21 protein-coding genes are annotated in these 21542 nt (G+C 73.7%); 17 read left to right on the forward strand and 4 right to left on the reverse strand.

All coding sequences use genetic code 11. The features are described 5' to 3' along the window. Nucleotides 1–73: 73 nt before the first annotated feature. The 13 genes from ABD335_RS05970 to ABD335_RS06030 all read left to right on the forward strand — a co-directional run bounded on the left by ABD335_RS05970 (nt 74) and on the right by ABD335_RS06030 (nt 12461). Nucleotides 74–1204 (forward strand): zinc-dependent metalloprotease, encoded by a 1131-nt coding sequence (locus ABD335_RS05970; RefSeq protein WP_344321023.1) that lies wholly within the window; start codon nt 74–76, stop codon nt 1202–1204. Between the two features lie 143 nt (nt 1205–1347). Beyond that, nucleotides 1348–2424: a tRNA lysidine(34) synthetase TilS gene (gene tilS, locus ABD335_RS05975; RefSeq protein WP_344321024.1), complete on the forward strand. Its 1077-nt coding sequence runs from the start codon at nt 1348–1350 to the stop codon at nt 2422–2424. A 36-nt stretch (nt 2425–2460) separates the two neighbouring features. Further along, nucleotides 2461–3000: a hypoxanthine phosphoribosyltransferase gene (gene hpt, locus ABD335_RS05980; protein ID WP_344321088.1), complete on the forward strand. Its 540-nt coding sequence runs from the start codon at nt 2461–2463 to the stop codon at nt 2998–3000. 268 nt (nt 3001–3268) lie between these two features. After that, on the forward strand, nt 3269–5308 hold the full coding sequence (ftsH, locus tag ABD335_RS05985; protein ID WP_344321025.1) for an ATP-dependent zinc metalloprotease FtsH: 2040 nt from the start codon (nt 3269–3271) through the stop codon (nt 5306–5308). A 122-nt stretch (nt 5309–5430) separates the two neighbouring features. Beyond that, entirely contained in the window at nt 5431–6036 is a 606-nt protein-coding gene (gene folE / locus ABD335_RS05990; protein WP_344321026.1) for a GTP cyclohydrolase I FolE, read from the forward strand. Between the two features lie 84 nt (nt 6037–6120). Further along, complete coding sequence (gene folP / locus ABD335_RS05995; protein ID WP_344321027.1) at nt 6121–7011, forward strand: dihydropteroate synthase; 891 nt, start codon at nt 6121–6123, stop codon at nt 7009–7011. Beyond that, nucleotides 7008–7523, forward strand: coding sequence for a nuclear transport factor 2 family protein (locus ABD335_RS06000; protein ID WP_344321028.1), 516 nt, complete (start codon nt 7008–7010; stop codon nt 7521–7523). Before folP ends, ABD335_RS06000 begins: the two co-directional genes overlap by 4 nt. A gap of 208 nt (nt 7524–7731) precedes the next feature. Then, nucleotides 7732–8091 (forward strand): dihydroneopterin aldolase, encoded by a 360-nt coding sequence (gene folB, locus ABD335_RS06005; RefSeq protein WP_344321029.1) that lies wholly within the window; start codon nt 7732–7734, stop codon nt 8089–8091. After that, the gene (gene folK, locus ABD335_RS06010) at nt 8088–8684 is read left to right on the forward strand and encodes a 2-amino-4-hydroxy-6-hydroxymethyldihydropteridine diphosphokinase (RefSeq protein WP_344321030.1); all 597 of its coding nucleotides are present in this window, start codon (nt 8088–8090) and stop codon (nt 8682–8684) included. Before folB ends, folK begins: the two co-directional genes overlap by 4 nt. 193 nt (nt 8685–8877) lie before the next feature. Next, complete coding sequence (locus ABD335_RS06015) at nt 8878–9363, forward strand: DUF3180 domain-containing protein (protein ID WP_344321031.1); 486 nt, start codon at nt 8878–8880, stop codon at nt 9361–9363. A 49-nt stretch (nt 9364–9412) separates the two neighbouring features. Further along, nucleotides 9413–10039 (forward strand): class I SAM-dependent methyltransferase, encoded by a 627-nt coding sequence (locus tag ABD335_RS06020; protein ID WP_344321032.1) that lies wholly within the window; start codon nt 9413–9415, stop codon nt 10037–10039. Between the two features lie 44 nt (nt 10040–10083). Next, a complete protein-coding gene (locus ABD335_RS06025) occupies nt 10084–11226 on the forward strand; it encodes a hypothetical protein (protein WP_344321033.1) in 1143 nt (380 codons plus the stop codon). 119 nt (nt 11227–11345) lie between these two features. Then, on the forward strand, nt 11346–12461 hold the full coding sequence (locus ABD335_RS06030) for a hypothetical protein (RefSeq protein ID WP_344321034.1): 1116 nt from the start codon (nt 11346–11348) through the stop codon (nt 12459–12461). A gap of 32 nt (nt 12462–12493) precedes the next feature. Here ABD335_RS06030 and ABD335_RS06035 read toward each other — a convergent pair whose 3' ends face one another. Both ABD335_RS06035 and ABD335_RS06040 read right to left on the reverse strand, forming a co-directional pair. Continuing rightward, nucleotides 12494–13810: a PH domain-containing protein gene (locus tag ABD335_RS06035; protein WP_344321035.1), complete on the reverse strand. Its 1317-nt coding sequence runs from the start codon at nt 13808–13810 to the stop codon at nt 12494–12496. Next, the gene (locus ABD335_RS06040; RefSeq protein WP_344321036.1) at nt 13810–14370 is read right to left on the reverse strand and encodes a PH domain-containing protein; all 561 of its coding nucleotides are present in this window, start codon (nt 14368–14370) and stop codon (nt 13810–13812) included. The genes ABD335_RS06035 and ABD335_RS06040 overlap by 1 nt, the downstream gene beginning before the upstream one ends. A 132-nt stretch (nt 14371–14502) precedes the next feature. On the opposite strand from ABD335_RS06040, the gene ABD335_RS06045 reads away from it, so the two are divergent. The 4 genes from ABD335_RS06045 to ABD335_RS06060 all read left to right on the forward strand — a co-directional run bounded on the left by ABD335_RS06045 (nt 14503) and on the right by ABD335_RS06060 (nt 18806). Next, the gene (locus ABD335_RS06045; RefSeq protein ID WP_344321037.1) at nt 14503–15681 is read left to right on the forward strand and encodes an NADH-quinone oxidoreductase subunit D; all 1179 of its coding nucleotides are present in this window, start codon (nt 14503–14505) and stop codon (nt 15679–15681) included. A gap of 18 nt (nt 15682–15699) precedes the next feature. After that, the gene (locus ABD335_RS06050; protein WP_344321038.1) at nt 15700–16755 is read left to right on the forward strand and encodes an SAM-dependent methyltransferase; all 1056 of its coding nucleotides are present in this window, start codon (nt 15700–15702) and stop codon (nt 16753–16755) included. A 36-nt stretch (nt 16756–16791) separates the two neighbouring features. Then, nucleotides 16792–18018: a sensor histidine kinase gene (locus tag ABD335_RS06055; protein WP_344321039.1), complete on the forward strand. Its 1227-nt coding sequence runs from the start codon at nt 16792–16794 to the stop codon at nt 18016–18018. Nucleotides 18019–18128: 110 nt separating this feature from the next. Next, nucleotides 18129–18806 carry a response regulator gene (locus tag ABD335_RS06060; RefSeq protein ID WP_344321040.1) on the forward strand — a complete coding sequence of 226 codons (678 nt, stop codon included), beginning with the start codon at nt 18129–18131 and terminating at the stop codon, nt 18804–18806. Between the two features lie 64 nt (nt 18807–18870). Here the strand turns inward: ABD335_RS06060 and ABD335_RS06065 are convergent, their stop codons facing one another. Both ABD335_RS06065 and ABD335_RS06070 read right to left on the reverse strand, forming a co-directional pair. Further along, a complete protein-coding gene (locus ABD335_RS06065) occupies nt 18871–20052 on the reverse strand; it encodes a threonine aldolase family protein (protein WP_344321041.1) in 1182 nt (393 codons plus the stop codon). Nucleotides 20053–20123: 71 nt separating this feature from the next. Next, on the reverse strand, nt 20124–21233 hold the full coding sequence (locus ABD335_RS06070; RefSeq protein ID WP_344321042.1) for a DUF5937 family protein: 1110 nt from the start codon (nt 21231–21233) through the stop codon (nt 20124–20126). Nucleotides 21234–21542 lie beyond the last annotated feature (309 nt).

Genomic DNA, 21542 nt, shown 5'->3' on the forward strand with positions numbered 1-21542 from the left:
CACCCGAACACGGACGCCCGGTGCGTCCGGCGGTCTCCTCCCGTTCGGCGGCATCGGCACGTACGGTGAAGTCATGACGAGCCTCGGTGGTGTGGAGATGGTCGACTGGAATCTCGCGGTGGCGACCGCGACCCGGCTCGTGAAGCCGGGGCCCGAAGTGAGTCGGGACGAGGCGCGCGAGGCCGTCGCGGAACTGCGCCGGCACGCGGTGGCGTCCGAGGCGCACGTGCGCTCCTTCACCCGGATGGAGCCGGCCGGCGGCTCCGGGGACACCCCCGTGCTCGTCGTGGACCGGCCCGGCTGGATCCGGGCCAACGTGGCCGGCTTCCGCGAGCTGCTGGCGCCCCTGCTGGACAAGATGCAGGCGCGGCGCGGCGGCGGCCCGGGCGGCGCGGTGCTGGGCGTGGTCGGTGGCAAGGTGACCGGCGTCGAGGTCGGGATGCTGCTGTCGTTCATGGCCTCGCGCGTCCTGGGCCAGTACGAGACCTTCGCCCCGCCCTCGCCCGACCTGCCCGGCACCCCGGGCGAGGGCGGCGGACGGCTGCTGCTGGTCGCGCCGAACATCGTGCACGTGGAGCGCGAGCTGGACGTCGACCCGCACGACTTCCGGCTCTGGGTGTGCCTCCACGAGGAGACGCACCGCACCCAGTTCTCCGCCGTGCCGTGGCTGCGCGACCACATCGAGGGGGAGATCCACTCCTTCCTCGGGGAGACCGACATCGATCCCTCCACGCTGCTGGAGCGGCTGCGCGAGGCCGTCCAGTCGCTGGCCGGGGGCGGCAGGCCCTGGACGGACGAGGGCGGGGAGGGGCGCAGCTTCGTGGAGTTGGTGCAGACCCCCGCCCAGCGCGAGATCCTCGGCCGCCTCACCGCCGTGATGTCGCTGCTGGAGGGGCACGCGGACTACGTGATGGACGGCGTCGGCCCCGATGTGGTGCCCACCGTCGCCGAGATCCGGGAGAAGTTCCAGAAGCGCCGCGCCGCCGGGGCCGGCCGCCTCGACCAGGCGCTGCGCAAGCTGCTGGGGCTCGACGCCAAGCTCCGCCAGTACCGCGACGGCGAGCGGTTCGTCCGCGCGGTCGTGGACGAGGTGGGGATGGAGGGCTTCAACAAGGTGTGGACCTCTCCCAACACACTGCCCACCAAGGCGGAGATCGCCAAACCGGCGGACTGGATCGCGAGGGTGCACCGGAAAGCGGACTGATGAGCACCGAATGCCCGCACAATCACTCTTCCGAGGGACCGTGAGCGACGGTCGCGCGTGCGATGCTCAGGGATGCAACTCTTCTCTGTCACCATTGGCGCACTCAGCGTAGTCACCGTCCTCTCTCAAGGAAGTGAACGGACATGGGTCCCCACCCCGCGGTAGCAGCGATACGCCTGGCGGTCCGCCGCACGCTCCAGGACGTCCTCCGCGACGCCGACGCCCTCGGGCGCGGCCCCTCCGGCAACGACCGGCCCCCGCTCGTGCTCGTCGCCTGCTCCGGCGGCGCCGACTCGATGGCGCTCGCCTCCGCTCTCGCCTTCGAAGCCCCCCGCCTCGGTCTGCGGGCCGGTGGCGTCACCGTCGACCACGGCCTGCAGCCCGGCTCCGACGACCGGGCCCGTGAGGTCGTCTCCCGTCTCGAAGCCCTCTCCCTCGCGCCGGCCGAGGCCGTCACCGTGACCGTCGGCCGCGCCGGCGGCCCCGAGGCCGCCGCCCGCACCGCCCGCTACGCCGCCCTGGACGAGGTCGCCGAGCGCCACGGCGCCGCCGCGGTCCTCCTCGGCCACACCCGGGACGACCAGGCCGAGACGGTGCTGCTCGGGCTCGCCCGCGGCTCCGGCACCCGCTCGCTGTCCGGGATGGCCGCCGTCTCCGGCTCGCCGACCGGCCGCACCGGGGCCGGGCACCGCTACCGGCGGCCGTTCCTCGCCGTGGACCGACAGACCACCCGCAAGGCGTGCATGGTCCAGTCGCTGCCCGTCTGGGACGACCCGCACAACGCCGACCCGAGCTTCACCCGCTCCCGCGTCCGCCACGACGCCCTGCCCGCCCTGGAGAAGGCCCTCGGCAAGGGCGTGGTCGAAGCTCTGGCCCGTACCGCCCAGCTCTCGCGCGACGACGCCGACGCGCTCGACGCCTGGGCGCGCGACGCGGAGCGCGCGGTCCGCGCGGACGCCTCCGATGTCGCGAACGTCACAACCGGAACCGGTGTCGCGCTCGACGTCGCCCGGCTCCACGCCCTGCCGTCCGCCGTCCGCCGCCGGGTGCTGCGTCGGGTGACGGTCGCGGCGGGCTCCCCGGCGGGCTCCCTGTTCGCCCGCCACATCGAGGAGATCGACCGGCTGATCACCGACTGGCACGGTCAGCGTGCCATCAACCTGCCCGGCCGAGTGGCCGCCCGGAGGCAGGGTGGCACACTGGTCATCCGGCAAGTGTGAACCACGACCGAGAGCAGCAGGGTGGACGAAAAGGACATGGGCGCCGACCTCAAGTCGGTGCTCATCACCAAGGAAGAGATCGACGCGAAGCTGGCCGAACTGGCGGCGAAGATCGACGAGGAGTACGCCGGCAGGGAACTGCTCCTGGTCGGGGTCCTCAAGGGCGCGGTGATGGTCATGGCCGACCTCGCCAGGGCCCTGTCCTCGCCGGTCACCATGGACTGGATGGCGGTGTCCTCGTACGGCGCGGGCACCCAGTCCTCCGGGGTGGTCCGCATCCTCAAGGACCTGGACACCGACATCCAGGGGAAGCACGTCCTGATCGTCGAGGACATCATCGACTCCGGCCTGACGCTGTCCTGGCTGCTGTCGAACCTCGGCTCCCGCGGACCGGCCTCCCTGAACGTCTGCACCCTGCTGCGGAAGCCGGAGGCGGCGAAGGTGGCCATCGACGTCAAGTGGGTCGGCTTCGACATCCCCAACGAGTTCGTGGTCGGCTACGGCCTGGACTACGCGGAGAAGTACCGCAACCTGCCGTTCGTGGGAACACTCGCGCCGCACGTCTACGGCGGCTGAACGGGCTCGGCGGACTCGGACGGCCACCCGGGAACGCTGGGGGAGAACCCGGCGTTGAAAGGGACGGGGCGGGAATGTTTACCGTCCCGGCGTCGTCGTACGACCGTGCTTCGGACGACAATGCTGGGGTACCGTCCGAAGGTCGGTCTGTTGAGGCAGTCTGTTCGTAGGCCGAGCAAGCCGAGTAATACACCGTACGCACGGCGGCCCCTCCGGGTCGCGGTGCCTCACTGTGGCAGGAGGGACGGGGCGCGCGCGCCCCGTATGGATGGACGTGAAGCGCTACTTCCGTGGTCCCGTCATGTGGATCGTGCTGGCTGCCCTCGCCGTGGTCGTGTTGATGAACGTCGTCGGCTCGTCCGGCGGCTACAAGACGGTGGACACCGGCCAGGTCGTACAGGCGATCAACCAGAACAAGGTCCAGTCCGCCGAGCTGACGACCGGCGACGAGCAGACCGTCAAGGTCGAGCTCAAGGACGGCGCCAAGATCGAGGGCAGTGACAAGGTCAAGGCCAGCTACATCGACGAACAGGGCGTCGACCTGGCCAAGCTGCTGCAGTCCAAGTACCAGGACGGGCAGGTCAAGGACGGGTACACCGTCTCCCCGCAGAAGCAGAACCCGTTCGTCGGGATGCTGCTCTCCCTGCTGCCGTTCGTGCTGATCGTGATCGTCTTCCTGTTCCTGATGAACCAGATGCAGGGCGGCGGCTCCCGGGTGATGAACTTCGGGAAGTCGAAGGCGAAGCTGATCACCAAGGACACCCCGAAGACGACCTTCGCCGACGTGGCGGGTGCCGACGAGGCGGTCGAGGAGCTCCAGGAGATCAAGGAGTTCCTCCAGGAGCCCGCCAAGTTCCAGGCCGTCGGGGCGAAGATCCCCAAGGGCGTGCTGCTGTACGGCCCGCCCGGCACCGGCAAGACGCTGCTGGCGCGCGCCGTCGCGGGCGAGGCCGGGGTGCCGTTCTACTCGATCTCCGGCTCCGACTTCGTGGAGATGTTCGTCGGTGTCGGCGCCTCCCGCGTCCGCGACCTGTTCGAGCAGGCCAAGGCGAACGCCCCGGCGATCGTCTTCGTCGACGAGATCGACGCCGTCGGACGCCACCGCGGCGCCGGCATGGGCGGCGGCCACGACGAGCGCGAGCAGACGCTGAACCAGCTCCTGGTCGAGATGGACGGCTTCGACGTCAAGGGCGGGGTCATCCTGATCGCCGCCACCAACCGGCCGGACATCCTGGACCCGGCGCTGCTGCGTCCGGGCCGCTTCGACCGGCAGATCGCGGTGGACCGCCCCGACATGCAGGGTCGTCTGGAGATCCTCAAGGTCCATGCCAAGGGCAAGCCGATGGAGCCCGACGTGGACCTGTCCGCGGTGGCCCGCCGCACCCCCGGCTTCACGGGCGCCGACCTCTCCAACGTGCTCAACGAGGCCGCGCTGCTCACCGCGCGCAGCGACAAGAAGCTGATCGACAACAAGTTCCTGGACGAGGCGATCGACCGCGTCGTGGCCGGACCGCAGAAGCGGACCCGGATCATGAGCGACAAGGAGAAGAAGATCACCGCGTACCACGAGGGCGGTCACGCCCTGGTCGCGGCGGCTCTGCCCAACTCCGACCCCGTCCACAAGATCACGATCCTGTCGCGCGGCCGGGCGCTCGGCTACACGATGGTGCTGCCGGACGAGGACAAGTACTCCACGACGCGCAACGAGATGCTCGACCAGCTCGCGTACATGCTGGGCGGGCGCGCGGCCGAGGAGCTGGTCTTCCACGACCCGACGACGGGTGCCGCCAACGACATCGAGAAGGCGACCGCCACGGCCCGCGCCATGGTCACGCAGTACGGCATGACCGAGCGGCTGGGCGCGATCAAGTTCGGCTCCGACCACTCCGAGCCCTTCCTGGGTAAGGAGATGGGCCACCAGCGCGACTACTCCGAGGAGGTCGCCGGGCTGGTGGACGAGGAGGTCAAGAAGCTGATCGAGGCCGCGCACAACGAGGCGTGGGAGATCCTCGTCGAGAACCGGGACGTGCTGGACAACCTGGTGCTGGCCCTCCTGGAGAAGGAGACCCTCGGCAAGGAGGAGATCGCCGAGATCTTCCGCCCGGTCGTCAAGCGTCCTCCGCGTCCGGCCTGGACGGGCTCCTCGCGCCGGATGCCCTCCACCCGCCCGCCGGTGTCCACGCCCAAGGAGCTGGCCCTGACCAACGGCTCGCAGCCCGGTCAGGAGAAGGGCAAGGAGATCGGTCCGAGGGACACGGTGATCTCCAAGGAGAGCGGTCTGTCGGACGAGCCCCGCCTGGACGGCTGACCGCCCGGGACCGCCGGGTAGCACGGACCACACCGGCCCATCGGAATGCCCGCCGCGCCCCTCCGGTTTACTACCGGAGGGGCGCGGCTCTTTGCTGCACACGCGAGAGAAACGAGGGATACATGATCGACCCGGTGACGCTGGACGGCGAGAGCCCCGTTGGCGAGTTCGACGAGAAGCGTGCCGAGAACGCCATACGCGAACTGCTCCTGGCGGTGGGCGAGGACCCCGACCGCGAGGGGCTGCGCGACACCCCGGCACGGGTGGCACGGGCGTACAAGGAGATCTTCGCCGGGCTGCGGCAGCGGCCGGAGGACGTCCTGACCACCACCTTCGACCTCGGCCACGACGAGATGGTGCTGGTGAAGGACATCGAGGTGCTCTCCTCCTGCGAGCACCACCTGCTGCCCTTCCACGGCGTGGCGCACGTCGGCTACATCCCGTCCGAGACGGGGAAGATCACCGGGCTGTCGAAGCTCGCCCGGCTGGTGGAGGTCTTCGCACGCCGCCCCCAGGTCCAGGAGCGGCTGACGACCCAGATCGCCGACTCGCTGATGAGAATCCTCGAACCGCGCGGCGTGATCGTCGTGATCGAGTGCGAGCACATGTGCATGACGGTCCGCGGCGTCCGCAAGCCCGGCGCCAAGACCATCACCTCCGCCGTCCGCGGCCAGCTCCGCGACGCCACCACCCGCGCCGAGGCGATGAGCCTGATCATGGCCCACTGACGGCCGCGACCGCCGTGACGGCCCACAGCGGCCCGACGGCGGGCGAGTCCGAGGGGCGCGCGGGGAGCGCCTACGCTGGACCACATGAACAGCTTGCGCGCCCTCCGTGGAGAAGTTGCCGGATTGCCCTCCTGGGACCGGTGTGCCGTCATGGGCGTGGTGAACGTCACCCCGGACTCCTTCTCCGACGGCGGCCGCTGGTTCGACACCGAGGCCGCGATCAAGCACGGTCTGGATCTGGTCGCCGAGGGCGCCGACCTGATCGACGTGGGCGGCGAGTCCACCCGGCCCGGCGCGACCCGCGTGGACGAGGCCGAGGAACTGCGCCGGGTGATCCCGGTCGTCCAGGGCCTGGCCCGGGAGGGCGTCGTGGTCAGCGTGGACACCATGCGGGCCTCCGTCGCCGAACGGTCGGTGGCGGCCGGCGCCCGCCTGGTCAACGACGTCAGCGGCGGACGCGCGGACGCGCGGATGATCCCGGTGGTGGCCGAGATCGGGGCGCCCTTCGTGGTGATGCACTGGCGTGGCCAGAGCATCGACATGAACGACCGCGCCGTCTACACCGACACCGTCACCGAGGTGATCGACGAACTGCGCGCCACCCTGGACCGGGCGGTGGCGGGCGGCATCGCGCCGGAGCGGATCGTCGTCGACCCCGGACTGGGCTTCGCCAAGCAGGCCCCGCACGACCTGGCCCTGGTGGACGCCACGACCCGGCTGGCCCGGGAACTGGGGCGGCCGGTGCTGGTGGCGGCCTCCCGGAAGCGCTTCCTGGGCCGTGTGCTGGCCGACGAGAGCGGCACCGTGCCGCCCGCTCGGGAGCGGGACGCGGCCACGGCGGCGGTCTCGGCGATCGCGGCGCGCGAGGGCGCCTGGGCGGTACGGGTGCACGCGGTGCGCGCGAGCGCGGATGCGGTCCGGGTGGCGCGGGCACTGGAAGGGGAGGACACGAACCCCGCGGAAGGAAGCCGGTGACCGGAGAGGCCCGCACGGACGTCCAGGCCGTCGAGGCGGCGAACACCGCACTGTACGAGGCGGTGGAGCGCGGCGATCTCGACGCCTTGGCCGAGCAGTGGCTGCACGAGGACGTCAGCGTCGTCCACCCCGGCTGGCCGGTGCTCACCGGGCGCGACGAGGTGCTGCGTTCCTACGCGCTGATCATGGCGAACACCGAGTACGTCCAGTTCTTCCTCACCGACGTGGAGGTCTCCGTGCTGGGCGACACCGCCGTGGTGACCTGCACCGAGAACATCCTCAGCGGCGGACCCGCCGAGGAGGACGGCTCGGCCGGGCCGCTGATCGGCGGGCTGGTGGTCGCCACGAACGTCTTCCGCAGGACGGAGGACGGGCAGTGGAGGATCTGGGCCCACCACGGCTCCCCGGTCCTCGTCGAGGAGGACGACGAGGACGAGGGCGTGGACAACTTCGACATGGACGGTCCCGACGGCTCCGACGGCATCGACGGAGAGGGCGGCACGATCCTCTGAGAGCCGGTCTGAGAGAGTGGCACCGGCGGCGCCCGCCGCCGGGGACCACCGAGCCGCCTGCCGGACGGCACGGCGGACGAGGGGCCGGGAATGGACGCGTGGCCGCGCGCGCTGTCGGGTAGGTGCGGCACGCCGGGTGCCGAACCGGCATGTCGTGCGTCCCTGTGACCGCTGTCGACCGCCGGCCGAACGACGGGAGTGAATGCGCGTGGACCGTGTCGCACTGCGCGGACTCAGGGTCCGCGGGCATCACGGAGTGTTCGCCAGGGAACGCGAGCAGGGACAGACCTTTGTCGTGGACGTGGTGCTGGGCCTGGACACCCGACCCGCCGCGGCCGACGACGATCTCACCAGGACCGTCCACTACGGCATCGTGGCGGAGGAGGTCGCGGCGATCGTCGCCGGCGAACCGGTCGACCTGATCGAGACCCTCGCCCAGCGGATCGCCGACCAGTGCCTGACCCACGAGGTGGTGCGGGAGGTGGAGGTCGTGGTCCACAAGCCGGAAGCCCCGATCACCGTCCCGTTCGACGATGTGACCATCACCATCAAGCGGAGCCGCGTATGACGCCGAACAGCGACCCGACCGTCCAGCCGGTACCCGCCTCCGTGGTGCACCAGGTCGACGCCGCCGACGTGACCCTGCACAACCCCAAGCGTGCCGTTCTCTCCATCGGAGGCAACCTGGGCAACCGCCGGGAGACCCTCCAGGGAGCGATCGACGCGCTGGAGGAGACCCCCGGGGTGCGCGTCAAGGCGGTCTCGCCGGTGTACGAGACCGAGCCGTGGGGAGTGGAGCCGGGCAGCCAGCCCTCGTACCTCAACGCCGTCGTGCTGGTGAAGACGACACTGCCGCCCGGCTCGCTGCTGGAGCGCGCCCACGCCGTCGAGGAGGCCTTCGCGCGGACGCGCGACGAGCGCTGGGGACCGCGGACGATCGACGTGGACATCGTGGCGTACCAGGGCGTCGTCTCCGACGACCCCGTGCTGACGCTGCCCCATCCGCGCGCCCACGAGCGCGCCTTCGTCCTGGTGCCGTGGCACGATGTGGACCCGGACGCCGAGATTCCGGGCCATGGTCCGGTGGCGGACCTGCTCGACACCGTCGACCGGGAGGGCGTGGTGCTCCGGGAGGACCTGGAACTGCGCCTGCCCGAGTGATCGCGGGGCGACCGCCGTCGCCACCCGGGCGGGCCGTCCGGGCGGCCCTGCCCGGTCGGCCTCGGCCGGCCCGGACCAGCCTCGATCAACCCGGAACGACACAGCCGACACAGCCCGAACATCGCCGTCCGAACGACACCGTCCGTCACGACGGCCGTCCGCAGGGCGGTGCCCGAGTGACGTGGGGAGCCCCGTGAGGGAACTACGCATCAGGACGCTGGCCGGTCTCTTCGCTCTCGCGGTGGTGCTGTCCTGGGCGGGGGCGCGGATGTGGGACGCGCTGGGCACGCTGCCCGCCGTCCCCGTCGCGGCCCCGATCGTGCTCGCGCTGATCGCCGCCGTCCTGGCCGCCACCGCCCTGTCGATCCGCGCCCGGCTGCGCGCCCAGCGCGAGCGGCGGCCCGGAGCCAAGGGCGTGGAGCCGATCATGGCGGCCCGCGCCGTCGTCTTCGGCCAGTCCAGCGCGCTGGTGGCCGCCCTGGTGGCGGGCGCGTACGGCGGCGCCGGCCTCTACCTGCTCTTCAACGCCATGGACGTGGCGGCCCGCCGCGACCAGGCCGTCTACGCCGGTCTGTCGGTGCTGGCGGGCGCCGCGGTGGTCGCGGCGGCCATCTACCTGCAGAAGGTGTGCCGGCTCCCCGAGGACGACGACACCCCGCCGACCGCGGCGGCGGCCTGACCCGGATGCCACCTGTCGATCGGCACGCCCCCCTCGCTATCGTCGCCGCATGGAGGACACCCTGGACCCGCCGGACCTGAAGGCCGAAGCCCACCCCAGCCGCCGCTTCCAAGAGCGCCTGCTCCGGAACCCCGAGGACCGCGAGGCGTGGCAGGGCCTGCGCAGGTCGTACGACGAGATGGCCGAGGGCTGGCGGGAGTGGACCGACGACCAGCGCGGCTACGAACTCCCCGTGCGCGAGGGACTGCGCCGTGCCCGTCCCGCCGAGTGGGCCGTGGAGATCTGCTGCGGCACCGGCGAGGCGACGGCCGCGATCGCGGAGGTCGTGCCGAGGGTGGTCGCCTGCGACCTGAGCCTGCCGATGCTGCGGCGCCGCGTGGACGTGCCGGGGGCGGGCTGGGCGGTCGCCGACGTACGGTCGCTTCCCCTGGGTACGGCCCGGGTTCCCTTGGTAGTGTCGCTCAACGGGGTGTTCCACCCCACCGAGATCGTCCGGGTGATCAGGCCCGGCGGGCAGCTCCTGTGGTGCACCTCGTTCCGCGCGGGGACGCCGCTGTACGTCCCGCCGGAGCGGATGCACCGGCTGCTGGGCGAGGGGTGGACGGCCGAGGGAGGACACGCCGGACACGGCGAGTGGACGCTGTTCACCGCGCCGTACGCCGCGCCCGAGGCGTGAGGGGGCCGGCCGCAGGCCGGGGTTCACAGGGGGGGCTGGGCTTCGTGCAGGTCGTACTCATCGCACCGTTCCTCATGCGGTTCCGGCTGTGCGCCAACACCTTCGGGGGCGAGGTCGGCAGGGCGCTGAGGGAGGCCGTCACCGCCGCCGTGCCGGGGTTCTCGCCCCAGGCGGAGGGGCCGGACTCCCCGCTCCTGTTCGACCACCACATGTCCACCGGCGGCTCCCGGCTCAGCGGCAAGAGGACCGTCGGCACGGTCGACGTGGCGGACGCCGGACTGCTGTGGTGCCGCTTCGAGCCCAGCGGCCACTGCTACGTCATGCAGACCGTGGAGGTGCCCGACAGGGACTCCGTGCACCGCCGCGAGCGCGAGCTGGTGGAGCGGATCAACCCGCACATCGCGCGGTGGACGGACTCCATCTCGGAGCGGATGCTCGCCACCGGACTGGTCGACCCGGCCGACGAGGCGGCGATGGACCCCGGGCGGCTGCTGTGGTGGCACCGGGTGCTGATGGACCCGCCGGAGGGCCAGGAGCCCGGCGCGACCCGGGTCTACGGCGTGGAGCGCAAGATCCACGACGACGCCTGGCTGCGCTTCGGGGACGGGTTCACCACCCTCGTCCGGCTGCCGCCGCACCGGATCGGCGAGGTGCTGGAGGGCGTGATGGCGGCCACCGGCGAGTGGATCGCGGTGGACGAGGCCAACCGCCTGGTGTCGGCCCGGATGCTCCGGCTCAACGACACCCGCTGGGACCGGGTGGCGGACGTGGACCGGCAGTTCGCCGCCTCGCTCAAGCTCAGCAAGGACCTGGCCCTGCGCGACATGGTGCGGCTGGAGGAGAGCCGCTACACCGTCAACGCCGGCGCGGTGGTGATGGACGCGGCGATGGAGCGCTGGGCGATGGAGCGCGAGCGCGGGGTGCTGGAGGTCCAGCTCCAGTCGCTCCGCGACATCCTGGACTTCCACCGCACGATGACCCAGTACCGGCGCGACGAGCGCCGCAACCGGCTGCTCTTCGTCTTCACGGCCATCGCGCTCTTCCAGTCCGTCCTGGTCTGGTACGACTTCGCCCACGAGGCGAACAACACCCTCGGGCCGGCGCTGCGGCTGGCCGTGGTCAGCGTCATCGCCACGCTCACCGTGATCGTCGTGGTGTCGTCCCTGGCGGCCCGGCGCCGGGAGTGAATCGCGGCCCAGCAGCGCGCGCCGTTCCGCCCACGCCCTCATGACGGTTTGTGGCCCCCTGATAACGAATGAGGACGGACAGTGCCTCGGAAGGCGGGAGCCACGGTAAATTCCAGGCCATGCCCCGAGGACGCCACCGCCAAGCACCGCCCCTGCACCGGCTGCTCGCGCCGTCCGCCGTGGCGGTCGTGGCGCTCGTCTGCGCGGGCGGGGCCTGGCTGGTCGGCGAGATCGACGTCCCGGAGGTGCTGCTGCTGCGCGTCCTGACCGCCGTGGCCGCGCTGTCCGCCGTCTACGCGGCCGTGCTGCTGCGCCAGTGGGACCGGGAGGCGGGGCGGCGGGTCGGCGAGGTGAAGGCGGCCAAGGCCACGGCCGAGTGGCGGGCCGAGGAGCGCCAGGCGGAGCTGGAGGTCGAGCTGGAGGAGTCGGTCGAGCTCCGCAGGAACGTGGAGACCGAACTCCGGAAGAAGCGCGACGAGCTGGAGAGGCTGCGCACCGAGCACGCCGCGCTGCTGCGCCGGTACGCCACCGCCGAGACCGAGCGGGCCAGCGCCCTGGAGGGGCGGCGGCTGCTGGCCCTGGAGGCGGCCGGTCCGGCCAGGGAACTCACCACCGGGGCGGCCGACCACCGGCAGGCCTCGGGCGCGCCCACACCGCTCACCTACCTCCAGGCGGACGAGGCCCTCAGACGGCTGCGGACGAACGCCGCGCGCCAGCGCGCGCGGGAGGAGCTGGAGCGTCGGGAGCGGGAGAGGCGGGAGGCCGAGCGCGCCGCGTGGCACCCGGCGGCGCCCCGGCCCTCGTCGCCGTCTCCGTCCCCGTCACCGTCACCGTCCCTGCCACCGTCCCCGTCGCAGGGGCTGCCGAGGGAGGGAGCCGGAGAGCCGTACGGGCAGGGGTCCGGGGGCACGGCCCCCAAGCGCGGCGGCTTCGACTTCTTCGGCACCCAGGGCAACCGGCGGCGCCGCCGGGCGTCCGGCGGGCCGCGCACCCCGGCCGAGTCCCCGTCCGACCAGGACGAGGACGGCCACCGCGCCGCCGAGCGTCCCGCCCCCGCCCCCGAGCCCGCTCCCGAACAACGGCCCGAGCCCGCGCCCGTGCCCCGCGCCCCGCGCGCTGCCGTGGGCAAGGTCATCGACCTGGGCGTCCCCGACGCCGCGGAACCGGACGCCCCGGCGGACGCCGAGGACTCCGGCGCCCCCACCGGCGGGAAGTCGCGCCGGGCCCGCGCCTGAGCCCCGGCCCGCCCGGAGCGGCCGGCCGGGCCCTACGTCAGCCAGCGCTCCGGGCGCGCCTCGCGCCGGCCGGTGCGGGAGCGCTCCGCCTGGGCCGCGACCACGGCACGGGCCTCCTCCGCGTCGCGCAGCCGGGCCGCCACCGTGCCGTTCGCGCCGTGGTCGACGTGGACGTTCGCCAGGCCGTGGACCCTCTCCCACGGCCCCTGGGAGAGGCGGACGCTCTGCACCTTCGCGTGCGGCACCAGCGACAGCCTGCGGCACAGCAGCCCGCGGCGGCTCGCGAACACCGACTCCGTCACCCCGTGCCCGTACCCCCGCCACCACAGCGGGACCACCCACCGCGCCCGGCGCGGCACCGGCACCAGGGACGCCGTCGCCTCCGCCGGATCGACGCCGGGGAGAATCCGGCCCAGCACGCCGTGGGCGACCTCCCGGGTGGCGACCGGCAGCAGCACGCCGCCCTCGTTGCCCCCGGCCGCGACGTCCAACTCCACCCGCACCCAGCCGCGCCGCCGCCACAGCCACGGCTCGACGATCCGCACGGCCTGGACGCGGCCCGGGGGGACCGTGGCGTGCGCGCGGTCCAGCAGGCCGTGGTCGAGCCGCACCCCGTCCGGCGACTCGGCCACCACCCAGTCGAACTCGGTCAGGAAACGGCCCAGGCTGCTCTGCCAGACACCGCCGAACAGCGGCACCGCGACCGCCAGGGCCGGCCAGAGGGCGCCGCTGGCCCACCAGACCAGCACGGGGACGACGACCGCCGGCACCAGCACGCCCCAGGTGGTGCCGAGCAGCAGCAGCGAGACGACCAGCATCCGCGTGTCGACCCGGACCAGCTCCCGGGCGGGCGCCTCGCCCGCATCCGGGGCGGCCTCGGGCGCCATCCCGGCCGCCCGCGCCAGCAGCTCGGCGCGGAGCGCCACGGCCTCGCGCTCGGCGAGGAACGCCAGTTCGTCCTTCTTGTCGGTGCCGACCACGTCCAGCTTGAGCTTGGCGACCCCCACGATCCGGGCCAACAGGGGGCGGCCGACGTCGATCGCCTGGAGACGGTCCAGCCGGATGTGCGCCACGCGCCGGAAGAGCAGACCGGTGCGGATGCGCAGCTCGGTGTCGGTCACCAGGTAGCTCGTCGTCCACCACGACAGGAAGCCGTACGCGGCCGCCACCGGCAGCAGCACCGCCAGGCCCGCCAGCAGCCAGCCGGTCGACAGGTTCTCCACCCCCTGCCGGGTCCGCTCCGGGTCCTGCACGGCGAAGGCCAGCAGCGCGGCGACCGGCGCCCACGCCCGCCGCCACGGGGTGACCGGGTGGAGCCGCCTGCCCTCCGGACGTTTCGGCAGCGCCATCACAGCCCCGCCGACCGGGCCTCGCCCAGCTCGGTGAGCCGGTCCCGCAGCCGCTCGGCCTCCTCGGGGGCGAGGCCGGGGATGTGCGCGTCCGTCGTGGCCGCGGCGGTGTGCAACTGCACGCGCGCCAGGCCGAACCGCCGTTCCAGCGGCCCGGAGGTCACCTCGACCAACTGCATCCGGCCGTAGGGCACGACGGTCAGCCGGCGCCAGACCACCCCGCGGCCGATCAGCAGGTCGTCGGCGCGCTCGGCGTACCGCCAGGAGGCCCAGTTGAGGGCGACCGCCCGCCACCCCCAGAGCGCCACCGCCGTCGGCGCCGCGGCGAGCGCCGCCCACCCGGGCCCGGCCGTCAGGCCCAGGACCAGGGCCGACGCCACGGCGAGCGGGACGGACACGGCGACCAGCAACGTCCTGCGCATCCGCAGCAGCCCCCGCTCCACGCCGCGCCACCGCTCGCCGTCCGCGGTGGCCCCCGCGGGGCCCTCCTTCCGGGCCCCTCCGCCGGGTGCCCGGTCCGCTGCCCGGTCCTCTGCCTGCCGCCCTGCCGACCGACTCATACGGCAAGCGTATGCGCAGCCGGTGACGGTGCGTATCCGCCCGGGGGAGGAGCCCTGAGGGAGCCCCGGAGGAGCCCCGGGGAGGCGGGAGGCCGCCGTACCGCCGCCGGAACTGCTGTCAGACTGGGAACCATGACCGATCCCGGCACGACCACCGAGACCACCGGGCCCACCGAGACCGTCGTCGGCGTCGGCGGCGCGGCCGAGAGCACCGACATGGTGCTCAACATCGGCCCCCAGCACCCGTCCACCCACGGCGTGCTACGGCTGCGGCTCGTGCTGGACGGCGAGCGGATCACCGTCGCCGAGCCGGTGATCGGCTACATGCACCGCGGCGCGGAGAAGCTGTTCGAGGCCCGCGACTACCGGCAGATCATCGTCCTCGCCAACCGCCACGACTGGCTGTCGGCCTTCTCCAACGAACTCGGCGTCGTCCTGGCCGTCGAGCGGATGCTGGGCATGGAGGTCCCCGAGCGGGCCGTGTGGGGACGCACGCTGCTGGCGGAGCTGAACCGGGTCCTCAACCACCTGATGTTCCTCGGCTCCTACCCGCTGGAGCTGGGCGCGATCACGCCCATGTTCCACGCCTTCACCGAGCGCGAGGAGCTCCAGCGGGTGATGGAGGAGGTCTCCGGCGGGCGCATCCACTACATGTTCAACCGGGTCGGCGGCCTCAAGGAGGACTTCCCGGCCGGCTGGCTCGGGCGGGCCCGCCACGCCGTCGCCGCGGTCCGCGCCAGGATGGACACCTACGACCGGCTCGTCCTGGGCAACGAGATCTTCCGCGGACGCACCCGCGGCGTCGGCGTCCTCGCCCCGGCCGCCGTCCACGCCTACGGCGTCAGCGGACCGATCGCCCGCGCCTCCGGCGTCGACTTCGACCTGCGCCGCGACGAGCCGTACCTGGCGTACGGGGAGCTGGCGGACGTCCTGAAGGTCGTCACGCGCCCCGAGGGCGACTGCCTGGCCCGCTTCGAGGTGCTGCTGGAGCAGACCCACAACTCCCTCGACCTCGCCGACGCCTGCCTGGACCGCCTCGCCGAACTGCCGCCCGGACCGGTCAACCAGCGGCTGCCGAAGGTGCTCAAGGCCCCCGAGGGCGCCACCTACGCCTGGACCGAGAACCCGCTCGGGCTCAACGGCTACTACCTCGTCTCCAAGGGGGAGAAGACGCCCTACCGGCTCAAGCTCCGCTCGGCCTCGTACAACAACATCCAGGTGCTGACCGAACTGCTGCCCGGCACGCTGGTCGCCGACATGGTGGCGATCCTGGGCTCGATGTTCTTCGTCGTCGGCGACATCGACAAGTGAGCGGCGAGTGAGCGACAGGTGAGGGACGGGCGCGGGGCGGGGAAGCGGGGGCCGCGGCCCTGGCGCCGGGCCGCGGAGGAGGCGCTCTACGGGCCCGAGGGGTTCTTCGTGCGGCAGGCGCCCGCCGCGCACTTCCGCACCTCCGTGCACGTCTCCCCGCTGTTCGCGGAGGCGGTGGCCGAACTGCTGCTGCGCGTGGACGCGGTGCTCGGGCACCCCGACGACCTGGCGCTGATCGACTACGGCGCCGGCCGCGGCGAGCTGCTGACCGGCGTCCTGACCGCGCTGCCGGGGGAGGTCGCGGCCCGGGTCCGTCCCCACGCCGTGGAGCGCGCCCCGCGCCCGGACGGCCTCGACCCGGCGATCGGCTGGTCCGACGCCCCGCCGCGCGGCGCGGTCGGACTGCTGTTCGCCAACGAGTGGCTGGACAACGTCCCCGTGGACGTCGTCGAGACCGACGGCGACGGCGTCCCGTGCCACGTCCTGGTGGACGACGACGGCACCGAGCACCCGGGCGAGCCGGTGACCGGCGCGGACGCCGACTGGCTGGCCCGCTGGTGGCCGCTGCCGCCCGAACCCGGCCTGCGCGCCGAGATCGGCCTCCCCCGCGACGCCGCCTGGGCGGACGCCGTGGCCTGCCTGGACCGCGGCCTGGCCGTCGCCGCCGACTACGCCCACACCCGCGAGGCCCGGCCGCCCTTCGGCACCCTCACCGGGTACCGCGACGGCCGCGAGGTCCACCCCGTCCCCGACGGCGGATGCGACCTGACCGCCCACGTCGCCCTCGACGCGTGCGCGGCGGCCGCCCACGCGGCCGGGGCCGGTCCCGGCCTGTTGGTGACCCAGCGGGAGGCGCTCCACGCCCTGGGCGTCAGCGGCGCCCGTCCGCCGCTCGTCCTGGCCTCCCGGGACCCGGTCGCCTACCTGCGGTGGCTGAGCGGCGCGGGCGAGGCCGCCGAGCTGACCGACCCGACGGGCCTGGGCGCCTTCACCTGGCTGCTCCAGCCCCGCGGGGCGCCCCTGCCTCCACCCTGGGGAGTAGGCGCGGCGGCGGCGGATCGGCCCTCTGGTTGACTCCCACACGTACCCGTCCTGCCTACGCTGGGTAGCGTGCATCGGCTGTACGAGTTCATACGCAGACATCCCACCCTGGTCGACGGGCTGTGGGCCCTCGTCCTGTTGGTGATGTCCACCATGTGGCTCGTCGCGCTCGTGTCGCACCCGCCGTCCGCCCAGAGCCTGGACCAGGGCGGAGTGCAGCAGGCGGCCTCCGTGCCGATCATCCTGGCCCTGTGCACCGTGGTGGCCCTGCGCCGTCGGGCGCCGGAGAAGATGCTGCTCCTGGCCACCGGGGCGGGGGTGGCCGAGGTGGTGACGGGCGCGTTCCCGGTGCCGGCCAACTTCGCCCTGCTGGTGATCGTCTTCACCAACGCCTCCCGCACCGTCCGCTGGGCCTCCCGCTTCGCCCTGGCCGGTGCCCTGATCGCGCCCACCGTCCACACGCTGCGCTGGCCCAACGAGGGCCAGGCCCTCGCCGCGGCGGTGCTGGGCACGGTCTTCATGACCGTCACCTTCGTCCTCGCCTGGGTGATGGGCGACTCGCTGCGCACCCGGCGCGCGTACTACGCGCAGTTGGAGGAGCGCGCCGCCCGTCTGGAGAAGGAGCGCGAGGCGCAGGCCAAGGTCGCCGTGGCCGCCGAGCGCGCCCGGATCGCGCGCGAGCTGCACGACGTCGTCGCGCACAACGTCTCGGTGATGGTCGTCCAGGCCGACGGCGCCGCCTACGTCCTCGACACCGCCCCCGAGCAGGCCCGGCAGGCGCTGGAGACCATCTCCGACACCGGCCGCCAGGCGCTGTCGGAGATGCGGCGGCTGCTGGGCGTGCTCCGCACCGGCGACCAGGGCGAGGGCGGCGAGTACGTGCCGCAGCCCGGTGTCGAGCAGCTCGCCGACCTCGTCGAGCAGGTGCGCGGCACGGGACTGCCGGTGGACTTCCGCATCGAGGGCACCCCGCGCCCGCTGCCCAGCAGCGTCGAGCTGACCGCGTACCGCATCGTGCAGGAGGCGCTGACCAACACCCGCAAACACGGCGGCCCCGACGTCGGCGCGACCGTGCGGCTGACCTACGGCACCGACGACCTGACCCTGCTCGCCGAGGACGACGGCCGCGGCGCCCAGCGCGAGCTGTACGAGGTCGGCGGCCTGGACGGGCTCGGCCAGGGGCTGATCGGGATGCGCGAGCGCGTCGGCATGGTCGGCGGCAGCCTGGACGCGGGGCCCCGGCCGGGCGGCGGCTTCCGGATCAGCGCGGTGCTGCCGCTGAAGAACACCACGTGAGGCACCCGTGAGACACCCGTGGGACATCGGGTGAGGCACCGCCCGGGGCACCGGGCGAACCGCGCGACCACCACCGAACCGGCACCACCGCACCAGTACGAGGGGACCCCATGACCATCCGCGTGATGCTCGTCGACGACCAGGCGCTGCTGCGCACCGGTTTCCGCATGGTGCTGGACGCACAGCCCGACATGGAGGTCGTCGCCGAGGCCGGGGACGGCGCCGAGGCCCTGGAGAAGCTGCGCGTCACGGCGGTGGACGTGGTCCTGATGGACGTGCGGATGCCCCGCCTCGACGGCGTCGAGGCCACCCGCCGCATCTGCGAGCGGGGCGAGGGCGGCCCCGGCGACCCCAAGGTGCTGATCCTGACCACCTTCGACCTCGACGAGTACGCCTTCTCCGCGCTGCGGGCCGGGGCCGGCGGCTTCATGCTCAAGGACGTGCCGCCCGACGAACTGCTGACCGCGATCCGCGCCGTCCACAGCGGGGACGCGGTGGTGGCCCCCTCCACCACCCGCCGCCTGCTGGACCGCTTCGTCTCCCTGCTGCCCGCCACCGAGCAGCCGCGGGCCAGGGGGCTGGAGCGGTTGACGGACCGCGAGCGCGAGGTGCTGCTGCTGGTCGCCCAGGGCCTCTCCAACGGCGAGATCGCCCAGCGGCTGGTGCTCTCGGAGGCCACCGTCAAGACGCACGTGGGCCGCATCCTCACCAAGCTGGAGCTGCGCGACCGCGTCCAGGCGGTGGTGCTGGCGTACGAGACCGGGCTGGTGCGCGCCGGGGGCCTGTGACGGACCGCGCGCCCCGGACCGGCCGGCCCGGTCCGCGCCGGCCGGTCCCGCGCCGGCGCCGTTCTCAGCCCCGCGGGAGGCGGGCGAGGAACGCCGACAGCGCCTCGTGGACGTCCTCGGGGCTCCACAGCAGGCCCGGGGCGGCGACCGTCACCTCGGTCACGGCCAGCCCGGGCGGACCCTGGGCCTCCCAGACGCGGAAGAGCACCGTCCCGTCCTCCTCCGCCTGCCGCACGGCCGCCTCCGTCAGCTCCTCGGGGTCGTACGGCAGCCACACCTGGAACTGGTGGGTGTGCGGCTCCTCCGGGTGGATCCGGAACCACGGCACCCCGGCGTCCGCCAGGCCCCGGCGCAGGGCGGCGGCCACCACCTTCGCGTGGGCCACGTACTCCGGCAGCCGCGGCAGCTCCCGCTCCAGCCCCACCAGGGCGGAGAGCGCGGCGGGCCACTGCTGGAAGACCTGCCCGCCGTACCGGTGCCGCCAGGCCCGGGCCTCCTCCATCAGCGAGGAAGACCCGGCCAGGGCCGCGCCCGAGAGGCCGCCGAGCGACTTGTAGTAGGAGACGTACACGCTGTCGGCCAGGCCGACGATCTCCGGGAGGGTGCGCCCGAAGTGCGGCGTGCACTCCCACAGCCGGGCCCCGTCGAGGTGGACCACCGCCTCCCGCTCCCGCGCCGCCCCCACGGTCTCCACCAGCTCGTCCCAGGTGGGCAGCACGAACCCCGCGTCGCGCAGGGGGAGTTCGAGCAGCAGGGCCCCGAAGGGCTCGGGCAGCGTCCACACCTCCTCCGCGGAGGGCATCCGCGGCTCGGTGGTGGGGTGGACGGGGCGCAGGCCGGTCAGCTGCGTCAGCGCGTGGCGCTCGTGGCGCTCGGGGTGGGACAGCGGGTGGAGGGCGACGGTGGTGCTGCCCGTGCGGTCCGCCCAGCAGCGCAGGGCCACCTGCTGGGCCATGGTGCCCGTGGGGAAGAACGCCGCGGCCTCGGTGCCCAGCAGGTCGGCGGTGCGCTCCTCCAGCTCGGCGACGATCCCGTCCCCGTACAGGTCGGGGCGGACGTCCAGGTCGTGGACCTCGGCGCCCTCCTCCAGCAGCCGGGCCAGCCGTCCGGCCAGCGTCCCCGAGGCCGGGGCGTCGGCCAACCGGAGCCGGGCGGCGCTCCACGCCGCGAACCACCGCTCCCGCCGCTCGCCGGCGCTCTCCTCGCGGGCCTCGTCCGTGCCCTCTGTTTCCTCGTCCGCGGTCATGTGTCCGATCATTCCCGACCGCCTCCGGTTCTTCCGGGCGTCACGCCGTCGGCGCAGCGCCGACGGCGCCGTCAGCGCAGGACCGCCTCCAGGAAGTCGCTCCCCAGCCGCGCCACGACGGTGACGTCGAGCCGGTACTGCACGTACCGCCCGTGCCGCCGCGCGGTCAGCAGGCCCGCCTGCCGCAGCGTCTTCAGGTGCCGGGAGACCTCCGGGGCGGTGATGCCCAGCCCGTCCGCCAACTCGCCGGTGGTGTACGGGGCGCGGGCCAGGTTGCGGCACAGTCGGACGCGGACCGGGTGGGCCAGCGCCTCCAGACGGCGCTGCATCAGGGCCACCGAGTCCGGCCCGGCGCGCAGTTCGGGCGAGACGACCGGGTACTCGATCACGGGCCGCCACCCCGGGGCGTGGAGGACCAGCAGGTGCGGCCGGCCGAAGGCGGTGGGCACCAGGAGCAGGCCCGGCCCGACCGCCGGGTCCGTCGCCGTCGTCCGTCCGTCCGCGAGCTTGTCGACGACCACGCGCCGCCCGCGGGCGTCCTCCTCCAGGGTGATCGCGGGGGACGCGGCGGTCAGCGCCTCGGCCGGCCCCCGGTGCCGCAGCAGCTCCGTCTTGTGTCGGGCGTCGGCGGCGAGCGCACCGCGCGTCCGTTGCCAGACGTCCGCGAAGAACGCCTGCTCGCAGTCCTCCAACAGCCGCCGCACCCAGGCCCGTACGGCGGGCGGGTCGGCCAGCAGGCGCCGGGCGAACTCCAGTTGGCGCGGCCCCCGGGCGGCGGCCCGGTCCAGGGCCCGCCGACGGGCGTCGGGGTCCACCAGCGGGGACGGCCCCTCGCCGCAGTAGTCGCTGGAGCAGTTGATCTCCAGCGCGGCCTGGACGTACCGCTCGTCGTCCAGCAGGTCGACGGCGTCCAGCTCCTCGGCGAGCGTGTCACCGGGGCGGGGCCCGGTCGGCGACAGGATGTCGGAGCGGGTGGAACGCCACAGGACGTCGGCCTCGGCGAGCCGGCCGGCGAGGTCGGGCTTGAGCCCGGCGAGCGTCGTGGTCGACCAGCCGTGCAGCCACGGGTGGTGCGCGGGCTCGGAGAGGACGTGGAGGGCCGCGCCCAGCTCGGCCAGCGGGGAGGGGGCGAAGACGACGCGCTCGTCGGGCAGGCCCGTGATGTCGATGACCACGCTCATGCGCCCATCCTGCCCGCCGCCCGACGCGGCTCCGGCGTCGATTGACGGCCGGCGTCAATCGACGTGCCCGGCCGCCGGGGCCGGGAGCAGCGTGAGGGGCATGAGCTTCCACACCGAGTACGCGCTCGCCCAGTACCGGGCCGCCCGACACGGCCGGGAGCCGCTGCCCCTGCCGGGGGTGGCGGACCGGCGCGTCCGCCGCGAGTTCCGGGACGCCCTCCTCGACGCGGGGGCCCGCACCCGCCTCGGCTCGCGCCTCGCCCGCCTGCTCGCCCGCCCGCGCGGGCGGCGGGCCCGCGCGCGGACCGC

The organism is Streptomyces macrosporus (assembly GCF_039533145.1).
In the GTDB taxonomy this organism is placed as follows: Bacteria; Actinomycetota; Actinomycetes; order Streptomycetales; family Streptomycetaceae; genus Streptomyces; species Streptomyces macrosporus.